Genomic DNA, 12,381 nt, shown 5'->3' with positions numbered 1-12,381 from the left:
GGATAAGAGTTTAAGCAGTTTACTGCACCTGGTATACCCTTACGTAATCTACCTCCATCACAGCAGGGAAAATACTGTCGTCTACACCTTCAAGGCCTCCCCAATCACCTCCAACCGCAATATTCATCAGAAAGTAAAAGGGTTGAGAAAAAGGCCAGTTTTCAGCAGTGGTAACCGCGGGTCGTGGAAAGGTCAATTTTACATTGGTGATATCGTCTATATAGAATTTGAGGTATTGATTGGTCCACAGTACCCCATAATTATGGAATTCCTCTTCTATGGTTTCCAATTCAAGCGGGCCAGAGGTTACCTGAGTTCCATCCTTGTGGTTATTGGCCGTACTGTGAATGGAAAAATGCACTTCATTAGGGCTAAAGCTCACATATTCCATAATATCTATTTCGCCACAGGCGGGCCATCCTACGGTGCCGATATTACTTCCCAGCATCCACAATGCGGGCCAGAGCCCATTCCCTTTGTGTTCAGGGATCTTGGCCCTTATTTCCAATCTTCCGTATCGGAAGTCACTGATGCTGTTCAAACGTGTAGAAGTATAGGTGCCTCCCGTTGATCCAGGAGCCTCTTTTTTCGCTATGATCTTTAAAGTACCATCACTCACTTCCACATTATCATTTTCCACGTAATTCTGTAATTCATTATTGCCCCATCCGTGAGAACCGGTTTCGAAACGCCATTTTTCCATGGAAAGCTCCGTTCCATCAAATTCGTCTTGCCATACGATAACAGCATCATCCCAGTAATCCGGAGCATTTACGTCTGGCAATTCAGCAACGGGGACTGTATCATCTTCCAAAAGTTCCGCGTTATCGTCAGAACTTTGTCCGCAGCTGCAGTACAAAAAAAGGAGGCAAAACAGGACGTTCAGAGGTGTTCTTAAGGTATTTTTCATTTGATTTTTTTTGAGCGAGTCCTAAAATTAAAGCAAAACAGGCGTTTTATAACTATGAGGTTCCTGTAAATGTTCCATTTACGGAAATCAAATAAGTACTACCAACGATTTGGGTTATGATTTACGCCCGCACGGAAAACATTTCCGCGCCATCGGGCATTGACTGTTTCAAATGGGCCAGTCATAGTCCTCATCATTTTTGAAAGGAACTCCCATTTCTAAATCAAGAACAAGTCCATATTCACAATTTAAATTCAGCCAATACTTTTCATTAAAGTACATAGTTAAAAAATCAAACTCATTCTTGTCCCATTGTATTAATTCTGGAAACAGTTTTTCTTTTACAACTTCTGGCGGCAAATTCAGAATTTTTTGTCCATTGTAAGTCAAGTCTGGATGCATTGTTCTCAAGTAACCAAATCGATTGTTTTCTTCATGATAGAAGGTCAGGCGTAGAAATTTTTCATTCCATTCCCAAACCATTTCATTATCTCCAAAATCGTCCAATTGGAAAATTCGGTCTGGTTGACCTAGAATGTCCGATACCTCTTTTTGAGACATTCCAAATTTTAAATTGTCTATTCCAAATTTTGGTTTTAACTCCATTTTCAAGCTTGCTTGCAACTGTCTTCCGCGTGATTAGTCGCAGAAAAATCAGCCGTGATTTTACCGCAAGAGTAAAGATAATTGATTGCAGGAATTTCAAGCTTGAAATTCCGACAGCTATCAGTTATACACGATGTTGGGAAGTTTAGTTTTTGCCTTTTTCTTCTTTACGCCAAAAATCAAATTGTTGATTTAGCAAAGTCACTGCGGGTTTGCCACCTTTTTCTATGCCCTGGACCGCTAGCTTTAAAATGGCTCCATCCTGGGGATTGTAAACCATTAGAAAAGCAGATCTTGCATATTGCGTTTCACACCTTTTATCTCCTCCTGCTTCTTCTCCGGCTTTTAAGGCTAACATAAGTCGTTCTGCTAACGGTTTATCCCTGTTTTCATCAAATGCCTTGTACGCATTGGATACCACTGCCTCTCCATGAAGAATGTTACCCATAACGAGAAAATCGCTTCCCAGTTTTTCTCCATTCCAATCTTGAATTTCAGAACCGGAATAAACTAATGGTTTTGTATTTGGATCCAAAAGAATTAAACCGTATTGCTGCTTTTCGGGCGTAAATTTTTCGTCCATCATGGCTTCAAGTATTTTTTCCAGAGGTACATCATTTTCCATTAAATCAACACCTGTCATTCTCGCATAATAATTACTTGCCGCCTGAATCACTATGGCTCCTTTTCCCGGGACAATCGAAGCGATGCCAGATACATCAAAAGTACATGAGGCACCTACAATGCCAATTTCTCCCGTTTTTCGGTCAACGGCAATAATAGACCAGGTGGCATAGCAATGTGTAGAAAAAAGTGTGGTAAAAAGGATGAATAAGGAGACTCCTATTTTCTTCATAATCTGGAAATTTAAGGTTGGTATATGTATTAGAGATAAATCGAATACAAATTTGTTACAATATCCGAGGTAGAAGTCTTAAAGGATAAAAATCAATTTGGCTGAGGCATTACCACCAAAGGTTTGCATATGGCTTATTGGTAGTTTTTTTTTATTTATCAACTGCTAAACAAGTGCTGTCTTCACTCTAACCGTTTCAATGCCTTCAATAACTTCAGAAAGCAACATTTTTTTTGCCTTTCTATCTTGAAAAACTTCTTGCATGTTTTTTACAATGCCATAAGGAATATTTCTTTGTTCAAGATTAGAAACCCAATACCCAGAGGTTTCTTTGGCAATACATTTACTTATTTTACTGTTTAAAGCTTCTCTTTTAGATACCCGTTGGGCATTCGTGCCAAACTCATTAAACTCTATTCCTAAAAGCATGCACAAGTTTTCAAATTGCTTGTCAGAACCAATGGCCAAAACAAGTAATTTACCATCTTTTGTAGTATACATATCTCCATATGGTGCAATGTTGGGATGCTGTGTTCCCATAGGTTGTGGAATATGCTCTTTCATTAACCAGTTAGTAGCTTGATTTGCCAAAGACGCTAAAGCACTCTCATAAAGTGAAACTTTGATATGTTTTCCTTTACCCGTATTTAACTTGTCAATAATTGCACAAAGAATAGCTTCTTTTAAGTGATGGGCGGCGAGTACATCAATTAATGCGACTGGCATTTTTACAGGGTTTCTATTGGGTTCCCCATTCATAAACATAAACCCGGTTTCAGCCTGTAGTACAACATCAAATGCGGGTCTTGAGTCGTCCTCACCAAAACCTGTAAGTTCTGCATAAATGAGAGATGGATTGTATGGTTTCAAATCATCATAACCCAGTTTAAGTTTTGTAGCAGTACTTGGTTTGTAGTTCGTTATAACAATGTCGGCATCCTTAATGTGATCAATCAAAATCTCATAATCCAGGATATCTGTAACATTGAGTAACAGGCTTTCTTTTGAGAAATTTGCAGCACTATAATAAGCAGAGATGGATCTTTCTTTGGATTCCGTTGGAAGTTTCCATGTTCTTGTAACATCTCCATTAGTGAGTTTATTTTCTATTTTAATAACCCTGGCACCTAACTCTGCAAAGAAGGTCCCCGTTAAAGGACCGGCCAAAACACTTGCCAGCTCTACTACTTTTAAGTTTTTAAACATAATATGATTTCTAAAAGAAGATTTTGTTTATTTGGATTGTTAGATCTTTAGACGTTTGGATGATTGGATTGTTAGACAGCTGGATGTTTGAACGATTTCTTGAATTGTCACTAAATGCGTTTAACAGCTGATACCGTATATCTAATATCGTATGTCTTACTTCAGCTTTGCGCTAAACGCTATCCATGAACCATCAACTTTCAACAAAAGTAAAATTGAGGAATCGAAGAATTGAGGATTTGACTATTGGATTGTTAGACAGCTGAATTGTTGAATACCAGCCCAGAAAGCACTTCCGCGCCATCGGGTTACCTACTCATTTTTAATTCAATTTAGCAAGTACTTCTTCAATTTCCATATGCGTTCTTTCTAATTCAGACGAATACTTATCAGTGTCCTCTTCAATTGCTTTTTTAAACAATTCAAAAGCTTTGACTCTTAATTCCGAGTACTTTAAAAGCAATTTATTCTGCTGAATCAGTTCGGAAGGCAAATTCTCAAACTTATTAGTTCGATTAATAATTTCAATATTTTCCTTCCATTTCGGGATTGTCTTATTATCTAATTCTTGTATTAGAGAATAGTTTGACTCGGTATTCAAGTGGTCATAAAAAACTAAAGTTTCTATTTCATTTTTTGAAAACACACTTAGTTCCGTATCATATTTGTCATATATTTCATTATCCATTCCAAGAAACACGTATCCAAATATTCCTATCAATATTATTATAAGTGAAATAAGTCCGATTCCAGCAGCTCTCCAACCTGAAAAGAATGAGTTTCCGTTCTCCTTATGTAATTTAAGAACATCTCCTTGTTTCCATTCAACAATTCCCCAAATAATTCCTGTATAAATTAATGGAATTATTTGTCTTGGGATATTATCGATTATATTTTCTGGAATCATAAATATTCCTGTGAAAAGTATAATTGTTGTCACAATTCCAATAATCAATGAATTTCTTCCTTCACTTGGTTTGCCCAATGCTTTGAAGTTTTCTCCAATCATATATCCTGCTGCTAGTGGTCCACCGAAAAACGTGGCTCCACCTATAGCTTTTGAAGAGTATAATTTGATGCCTTTTGTTTTATTTTCGACTGGTTCGGTCATATTTTTTTAGCTTGCAAGTGACTAATGGATAAATGATTAGTTCCACACATCCGCCTTACTTCACCTAAATCTAATACTTTATTGGTTGAAATCGAGGAATTGAGGATTAGACGATTAGATTTTTAGATCTTTAGACGTTGGGATGATTGGATTGTTAGACGGCTGAATTGTTGAATATCAGCACGGAAGGCATTTCCACTACATCGGGTTAGCCGTTGTTAATCACTACCATTCTGCTTGACATTTCGTCCGTAATGTTGTATATTTGAATATTGTTTAATTGTTTGGACTTTTCAGACATGATCAGTGATCATTGTCAAACAAATGAGGAGCTAAACAGAAATTTGTTAATATTATGGTTAAAACCAAAAATTGGGATGTTTTGTCATTTCATTCCCTTCGTAACATCAGCTCACCTGATGACTTAAAAAATGATAGAAAAATTCTTTCCGGCACCTGTCCAGTAAAATCAGTACTTAATTTCGAAACAGATCAGAACGTTCGCGACTATTTGTTAGAGGCCGATGGCAAAAAACGTCGACGTCCAACCCAGGTTCATCGAGCAATCATTGAAACGCTCGATAACAATGCGGATAATTTTTGTGTACTAAATGGTGGAATTACCCTAGTAGCGCATCAAGTTGATGTTGACGAAAAAAGTAAATCTCTAAGGTTGAAGAATGCTAGTATAATCAATGGAGCGCAAACCCAAGGTGTCCTAAGAGACTATTTCGACAAATATGAGGAAAGATTTACAGATGATGAATATAATCCATTTGTGAAATTTGAAATAATTGTCACGACAGATGACGATTTAATTGCTGAGACTTCGATATCTAGAAACTTTCAGAATGATGTTATGCCCTTGTCTATAGTTGGTCGATTAGGACAACTTGATGAGTTAGAAGAAGCATTTAAAGAAAAGTTGCCGAATTCTAAGTTTCAAAAATCGGAGACTAAACTGTCAGATGATTATGTTAAAACCGAAAAATTGTTACAAGTTATCACAGCATTAATTCCTTCCGAGTTATGGCCTGGATCTAGTGATATGAATAAGGTTTTTACATACAATATGAAGTCTAAATGTCTGAAGCTGTTTCAAGAAGTATATGAAAAGGGTAAAAATAAAGATGCTACTGATCATAAGTCATATAAAGCTTTATATCAATTCTATCTTGATATTTCTTCGGAAGCGTACATTTTATATAATAAATGGAAGAAACACAGTGGATTTGAAGGAACAAGAATTCGGAAAATAGATAGAGATTCTAAGGGAAATATAGTTAATATTCCCGACGGTATTATCTTTCCAATAATCGCATCTTTTTCTGAATTTGTAATCAAAACGGAAGATGGATGGAAGATAGAGACCCCGGGAAGATTTCGTGACTCCGACATTATTGAAGCGGCTAAATCCGTTTATATGAATATTGCCGATAGCAACCCCCAGTCCATGGGCAAAAGTAAAGCATGCTATTCAGCTCTAGCTCAAGTCACACAAATTTTTAAACGGCTGGGAGATTAAATTAAAAAAGCGGGTTAAACCCGCTTTTTTTTATGGTTGTGGCTAACTAATGGATATATGATTATTTCCATATAACCGTCTTATTTGGCCTAAATCTAATACTTTATTGGTTGAAATTGAGGAATTTAGGATTAGATGATTAGATTTTTAGACGTTTGGATGATTGGATTGTTAGACCGCTGGAAGTTGTGACATTTAACTGTTTACTGCTCACTGTTCACTGCTTACTGCTAACTGTTCACTGCCTACTGCCTACCGCTAACTAATTTATAATCTCCAGTCTGGCAAACCTGAGTAGTAGCTTTTTTACATCCCCTTTTTCAAACTGTATCTCCGCTTTTTTATCATCACCCACACCTTCAATTTTAAGGACTTTCCCCCTTCCGAATCTAGTATGATTCACCAGGGCTCCCGGGGCCAGATTGGGATCGACCGGGTTGGTATTTTTGGTAGGACTGGCCAATTGCGGTTTCAACTTTCGCAATTTTCGCAGCTGCTGTTCATTAGGCTTAAGCGCTTTGGGAGGAGTACCGTTGCTCGGCTTGGACTGCCGCAGTTTGCTTTTATCAACTTCCCCAAAAATGTCCGTATTGACAAAAGACCTGAACTTATAGGTGTCTGCCGGCGTTAGGTTCTCTATGAATTTCTCGTCGATCTCCTCGATGAATCGGCTCGGTTCGGCATCGATCAGTTTACCCCATCTGTACCTGTTTTGCGCGTAAGTAAGATAAGCCTGTTCCTCTGCCCTCGTGAGCGCTACGTAAAACAGTCTTCGCTCCTCCTCCAGTTCACTTCGGGTATTCATGCTCATGGCTGAGGGAAAAAGATCTTCTTCCATCCCAACGATATAGACATATGGGAATTCCAGGCCCTTGGCCAGGTGAATGGTCATTAAGGCCACTCTATCCTCATCTCCGGTGTCCTTGTCCATGTCCGTGGCCAGCGCCACATCTTCCAGGAATTCCGTAAGATCGCCTTTCGCATCTGCCAGCTCTTTCTGTCCTTCCACAAAGTCTTTGATCCCGTTAAGCAACTCCTCTATGTTTTCCATTCGGGCAACACCCTCAGGAGTACCGTCTTTTTTAAATTCCAGAAGGATCCCTGTCTTTCTTGCCACGTGCTCCGCAAGCGTAAAAGCGTCGGAGTTTTCATTCATGATCTGAAAGCTCTTGATCATATTTACAAAATCTTCCAGTTTTCTTCGGGTACCTGAATTGATCTTAAGGTCAATTTTGTCCAGGTTATCCATGACCTCAAAAATGGATCTTTGGTAATGGTTGGCTGCAACTGTGAGCCGGTCTATCGTGGTCTGCCCTATTCCCCGGGTTGGAAAGTTGATGATCCGCTTGAGCGCTTCTTCATCCTTGGGATTGATCACCAGCCTGAGATAAGACAGCACATCCTTGATCTCCTTTCGTTGATAGAATGAAAGCCCGCCGAAGATCCTGTAGGGTATATCCTTTTTCCTGAGCGCGTCTTCTATGGCTCTCGATTGGGAGTTGGTCCGGTATAGCACGGCAAACTTCCCGTTTGGGAGCTGCTTTTGCATTTTATTCTCAAAAATGGAACCCGCGACAAACCTACCCTCTTCCGCATCGGTTACACTTCGGTGTAATTTTATCCTTGGGCCTTCGTCATTAGCAGTCCAGACCACCTTTTCCAATTGATGCTTATTGTTGGATATGATGGAATTCGCGGCATTGACAATGTTCTTTGTAGATCGGTAATTCTGCTCCAGACGGTACACCGCAACGTTGTCGTAATCTCTTTGGAAATTGAGGATGTTGCTGATATTGGCCCCGCGGAAGGAATAAATACTCTGGGCATCATCCCCCACCACACAAATGTTCTGATAACGATCTGAAAGCGCTTTTACAATAAGGTATTGGGAGTGATTGGTATCCTGATACTCATCCACAAGAATATATCTAAAGCGATCCTGGTATTTAAATAGCACCTCGGGAAAACGGGACAAGAGCTCGTTGGTGCGAAGCAGCAGATCGTCAAAATCCATGGCGCCCGCCTTAAAACATCGGTCCACATATTCCTTATAAATATCTCCCAACCTCGGTCTTTTGGCCATGGCATCCGCTTCTACCAATTCCGGGTTTTGGAAATAGGCTTTCACCGTGATCAGGCTGTTCTTGAAAGACGAAATACGATTCTGGATCTGTTTGTATTTATAGATATCCTTATCCAGCCCCATCTCCTTGATTATGGACGCGATGAGACGCTGGGAATCCTGAGTATCGTAAATCGTAAAATTGCTGGGATATCCCAATTTATCGCCGTCATATCTCAGCAGGCGGGCAAAGATGGAGTGAAAGGTCCCCATCCACAGGTTTTTTGCCTCTGAGTCGCCCACAATATGGGCGATACGTTTCTTCATCTCCCTGGCCGCCTTATTGGTAAAGGTCAGTGCCAGAATATTGAAGGCATCTACTCCTTGCTGCATCAGATGGGCTATGCGATAGGTGAGCACACGGGTCTTTCCGGATCCCGCCCCGGCAATGACCATTAGCGCACCTTCCTTATGTAATACCGGTGCTCTCTGCGCATCGTTAAGCTCATTCAAAAACTCCATAAAAGCTGCGACGTTTAAACGGTGAAGTTAGCTAATATTGGACGCATCCTAAAGCCCTCAATTTAATAATTATAAACAATGGTCTAGGAATCTTATGCAATTTGAATATATTTAAAACTCTATTTTGAAATATGAAGAAACCCTCGTTCTGTTTTATCTTGCTTTTCTTATTTGTGAGTTTGAGCAACGTCCATGCCCAGACGAAACAAGCCGGACCTGTAATCAAGGAATACGGCGCTGTTTGGCCAATTGACCAGCCGACATTCAAAACAGATACCACAAAGGTATTTAAAGCGGTGTTCGACGTGATGGACAGCCCGGATGACCCAAAAACACTCAACGCCAAAATAGCTACCGTAGCGCGTTTTCTGAATATGCACGCTCAGCACGGTGTCCCAGCTAAGAACCTCAAAGCCGTTCTGGTAATTCACAATAAAGCTTCCAAAGATATCCTGGATAACAAGGCCTATCGGTCCAGGTATCAAACGGACAATCCCAATAGCGGTATGATCCGCGAACTGTTGGATTCCGGAGTGGATATTATCTTCTGCGGTCAGTCTTCGCTATCCCGAAACATCCCCGTTTCAGAAACTGTTTCCGGGGTGGATCTTGCACTCTCCGCAATGACAGCCTTGATCCAATTACAGGATGAGGGTTACCGCTTAATTAAATTTTAAACTAAAGATCACTATGAGACAACTACTATCCGTTTTTTGTCTGCTTAGCTGCAGCCTGATCATGGCTCAGCAAGCTGACCTGGAAAAAGAGTATAGCGCGATCGAATCCAAGGTCGTCGAATGGCGACGGGATATTCATCAGAACCCCGAGCTGTCTAACCGCGAATTCAAAACCGCTGAAAAAATCGCGAAACACCTGAGATCCCTGGGTATTGAAGTCACCACCAATGTGGCGCATACAGGGGTCGTAGGAATACTGAAGGGAGACCATCCTGGCAAGGTGGTTGCTCTAAGGGCCGATATTGATGCCCTGCCTGTAACAGAGCGAAACGACCTGTCCTTCAAGTCTACGGTAACAACAGAGTTTCTTGGTAAAAAAGTCGGGGTGATGCACGCCTGCGGTCACGACACACACACCGCCATACTTATGGGTGTTGCGGAAGTGCTTTCTAAAAATACAGATAAGATAAGGGGTACTATAAAGTTTATTTTTCAACCCGCTGAAGAAGGACCACCCCCGGGAGAAGAAGGAGGAGCCTTATTGATGGTTAAAGAAGGAGTGCTTAAAAATCCTGATGTTGACGTGATTTTTGGCTTGCATATCAACTCTCAAACTCCGGTTGGTGTGATACGATTCCGACCTGGTGGTGCTATGGCCTCTGCCCAGCGATTTGTGATCAATGTAAAAGGAAAACAAACCCATGGTTCCCAGCCCTGGTCTGGGGTAGACCCTATTCTGATCAGTGCCAAGATCATAGATGGTTTACAAACGATAATAAGCAGGGAGGCCAACCTTACCAACGAGGCCGCCGTGATCAGCGTAGGTAAAATAACCAGCGGCGTACGCTTTAACATCATTCCGGAAAGCGCGGAAATGATCGGAACAATACGGACCCTGGATTACGATATGCAAAAGCAGATCAATAGAAGAATGGAAGAAATGGTTCCTGCTATCGCAAAGGCCTACGGTGGAGATGCTACCATTGAGATTACTACTTCTACTGATATTACGTATAACTTGCCGGAACTGGTTGTTGAAATGTTACCCTCTCTAAAAAGGGTAGCCGGTGATGAAAATGTGCAAATGCAAAAGGCCATCACTGGGGCAGAGGATTTTTCGTATTTCCAAAGAGAAGTTCCCGGCTTTTATTTTTTCCTGGGAGGAATGACACCGGGGAATACCACCCCCTACCCTCATCATACTCCGGACTTTAAGATAGATGACAGCGGCTTGCTACTGGGGGTTAAAGCGCTTACGGAAATGAGCCTGGATTATTTGAATATGTCGGCCCCAGGCCAGTAGTGATTGATTTTTATCCGGGAATATGAAAGAGTTGCTTGATTTTCTTTCTGCGATACCCTGGTGGGGATGGGTCCTTCTGGTTTTGGCAGTTGTTGCATTCAGAGATATCTTTTTGCAACGCTCCCATACTATTACCCATAACTACCCGATTGTAGGGCATCTCCGCTACTGGCTGGAGAGTATAGGTCCTGAAATGCGACAGTACTTTGTGGCTAACAACAGGGAGGAATTGCCTTTCAATCGCATTGAAAGAAGCTGGATCTACGCTTCAGCAAAAAAAGAGAACAATTACGAAGGTTTCGGAACGGACAGGGACATCTATGCACATCAGCACATCTTTATAAAAAATCAAATGATGTCCTTTAAAATAGATAAAGGGCATCCCAACCACCTTGACAAGTTCTTCCTTCCCTGCGCCAAGATCATGGGCGCCTACAACAATCGCAGGAAGCCCTATCGCCCGGGATCGGTTATCAATGTTTCTGCCATGAGTTTTGGTTCTTTGTCCGCGGCCGCCGTGGAGGCCTTAAATATAGGCGTTCACAAAAGCGATGCTTACCACAACACCGGTGAGGGCGGCTTGTCTCCATACCACAATAAAGGTGGAGATGTAATCTTCCATTTTGGCACAGGCTATTTTGGGGTCCGATCGGAAACCGGCGGCTTTTCCATGGAAAAAATGAAGAAGCTGGTAGACCAAAATCCTTGTATTAAAGCAATAGAGATCAAACTTTCTCAAGGGGCCAAGCCCGGCAAAGGAGGGGTGCTTCCAGCGGCAAAGATCTCCAGTCAGATCGCAGAGATCCGCGGGGTGCCGGTAGGGAAAGATGTACTTTCACCACCTACTCATTCTGCCTTTGGAAATGTAACTGAATTGTTAGAGTTCATAGAAGCCATCGCGGAGCAGACCGGATTACCCGTGGGGGTCAAAGGAGCAATAGGCAAACTGGATATGTGGGAAGAACTGGCAGACCGCATGCTGAGTAGTGGAAAAGGTCCGGATTTTATTACGGTAGATGGAGGAGAAGGCGGAACCGGAGCAGCTCCTCCCAGTTTTGCAGACCATGTCTCCTTACCCTGGGTTTACGGGTTTTCTTCCCTTTATCGCATATTCAAAACCAAAGGATTGACGGAAAGAGTGGTCTTTATCGGAAGTGGAAAACTCGGTTTTCCGGCCAAAGCGGCCATGGCTTTCGCCATGGGTGCAGATTGCATTAACGTGGCCAGGGAAGCCATGATGAGTATAGGTTGTATTCAGGCCCAGGTATGCCACACCAACCGCTGCCCTTCCGGAGTAGCTACACAAAGCAAATGGCTGCAAAGCGGTATAAACGTTCCCTTGAAATCTGAGCGTCTTGCCCAATACTTTAAAACGTTTAGAAAAGAACTGCTGGAGATTACCCATGCCGCCGGCTACGAGCATCCTTGCCAGTTCACCATGGACGATATTCAGGTGAACATTGATGACGATTATCTGCACAGCGACCTTAGATCTACTTATGATTATGAAAAGAGCCCGGTACCTTTTGTCAGTATGCAGGATCTCAAGGATTGTGTATATCTTGGCGGCAAAAATGTATCTTTGGCAAAAAATTAATTGATC

At 41.6% G+C, this 12,381-nt stretch carries 10 protein-coding genes; 4 read left to right on the top strand and 6 right to left on the bottom strand.

Annotated features, from left to right (window positions below; translation table 11 throughout):
* Nucleotides 1-19: 19 nt before the first annotated feature.
* The 5 genes from GTQ38_RS13945 to GTQ38_RS13925 form a co-directional block, all read right to left on the bottom strand.
* On the bottom strand, nt 20-910 hold the full coding sequence (locus GTQ38_RS13945) for a glycoside hydrolase family 16 protein (RefSeq protein WP_161436156.1): 891 nt from the start codon (nt 908-910) through the stop codon (nt 20-22).
* Between the two features lie 168 nt (nt 911-1,078).
* Nucleotides 1,079-1,534: a hypothetical protein gene (locus GTQ38_RS13940; protein ID WP_161436155.1), complete on the bottom strand. Its 456-nt coding sequence runs from the start codon at nt 1,532-1,534 to the stop codon at nt 1,079-1,081.
* A gap of 127 nt (nt 1,535-1,661) precedes the next feature.
* Nucleotides 1,662-2,372: a DUF1028 domain-containing protein gene (locus GTQ38_RS13935; protein WP_161436154.1), complete on the bottom strand. Its 711-nt coding sequence runs from the start codon at nt 2,370-2,372 to the stop codon at nt 1,662-1,664.
* A gap of 165 nt (nt 2,373-2,537) precedes the next feature.
* Complete coding sequence (locus tag GTQ38_RS13930) at nt 2,538-3,578, bottom strand: CaiB/BaiF CoA transferase family protein (protein WP_161436153.1); 1,041 nt, start codon at nt 3,576-3,578, stop codon at nt 2,538-2,540.
* Between the two features lie 322 nt (nt 3,579-3,900).
* Nucleotides 3,901-4,689, bottom strand: a complete 789-nt coding sequence (locus GTQ38_RS13925; RefSeq protein WP_161436152.1) for a hypothetical protein — start codon at nt 4,687-4,689, stop codon at nt 3,901-3,903.
* Between the two features lie 355 nt (nt 4,690-5,044).
* On the opposite strand from GTQ38_RS13925, the gene GTQ38_RS13920 reads away from it, so the two are divergent.
* Nucleotides 5,045-6,214 (top strand): AIPR family protein, encoded by a 1,170-nt coding sequence (locus tag GTQ38_RS13920; RefSeq protein ID WP_161436151.1) that lies wholly within the window; start codon nt 5,045-5,047, stop codon nt 6,212-6,214.
* A gap of 262 nt (nt 6,215-6,476) precedes the next feature.
* Here the strand turns inward: GTQ38_RS13920 and GTQ38_RS13915 are convergent, their stop codons facing one another.
* Nucleotides 6,477-8,798, bottom strand: a complete 2,322-nt coding sequence (locus tag GTQ38_RS13915) for an ATP-dependent helicase (protein ID WP_161436150.1) — start codon at nt 8,796-8,798, stop codon at nt 6,477-6,479.
* Nucleotides 8,799-8,929: 131 nt separating this feature from the next.
* Between GTQ38_RS13915 and GTQ38_RS13910 the strand changes: the two genes are divergently transcribed.
* Genes GTQ38_RS13910 through GTQ38_RS13900 form a run of 3 tightly spaced genes read left to right on the top strand, consistent with a single transcriptional unit; the run spans nt 8,930 to nt 12,375 of the window.
* Nucleotides 8,930-9,475: a DsrE family protein gene (locus GTQ38_RS13910; protein WP_161436149.1), complete on the top strand. Its 546-nt coding sequence runs from the start codon at nt 8,930-8,932 to the stop codon at nt 9,473-9,475.
* 13 nt (nt 9,476-9,488) lie between these two features.
* Entirely contained in the window at nt 9,489-10,778 is a 1,290-nt protein-coding gene (locus GTQ38_RS13905) for an amidohydrolase (RefSeq protein ID WP_161436148.1), read from the top strand.
* Between the two features lie 22 nt (nt 10,779-10,800).
* A complete protein-coding gene (locus tag GTQ38_RS13900) occupies nt 10,801-12,375 on the top strand; it encodes an FMN-binding glutamate synthase family protein (protein ID WP_161436147.1) in 1,575 nt (524 codons plus the stop codon).
* Nucleotides 12,376-12,381: the final 6 nt, after the last annotated feature.

The sequence above is a fragment of the Poritiphilus flavus genome (assembly GCF_009901585.1).
GTDB classification, from domain to species: Bacteria; Bacteroidota; Bacteroidia; order Flavobacteriales; family Flavobacteriaceae; genus Poritiphilus; species Poritiphilus flavus.
Note: the sequence above shows the minus strand (reverse complement) of the source record. Positions and strands in the feature narration are given on the sequence as shown.

Bases quoted from the DNA above. Each gene is read 5' to 3' on its own strand.
- GTQ38_RS13930 (WP_161436153.1), bottom strand. From the start codon at position 3,578: ATGTTTAAAAACTTAAAAGTAGTAGAGCTGGCAAGTGTTTTGGCCGGT.
- GTQ38_RS13945 (WP_161436156.1), bottom strand. From the start codon at position 910: ATGAAAAATACCTTAAGAACACCTCTGAACGTCCTGTTTTGCCTCCTT.
- GTQ38_RS13905 (WP_161436148.1), top strand. From the start codon at position 9,489: ATGAGACAACTACTATCCGTTTTTTGTCTGCTTAGCTGCAGCCTGATC.
- GTQ38_RS13935 (WP_161436154.1), bottom strand. From the start codon at position 2,372: ATGAAGAAAATAGGAGTCTCCTTATTCATCCTTTTTACCACACTTTTT.
- GTQ38_RS13900 (WP_161436147.1), top strand. From the start codon at position 10,801: ATGAAAGAGTTGCTTGATTTTCTTTCTGCGATACCCTGGTGGGGATGG.
- GTQ38_RS13915 (WP_161436150.1), bottom strand. From the start codon at position 8,798: ATGGAGTTTTTGAATGAGCTTAACGATGCGCAGAGAGCACCGGTATTA.
- GTQ38_RS13920 (WP_161436151.1), top strand. From the start codon at position 5,045: ATGGTTAAAACCAAAAATTGGGATGTTTTGTCATTTCATTCCCTTCGT.
- GTQ38_RS13925 (WP_161436152.1), bottom strand. From the start codon at position 4,689: ATGACCGAACCAGTCGAAAATAAAACAAAAGGCATCAAATTATACTCT.
- GTQ38_RS13910 (WP_161436149.1), top strand. From the start codon at position 8,930: ATGAAGAAACCCTCGTTCTGTTTTATCTTGCTTTTCTTATTTGTGAGT.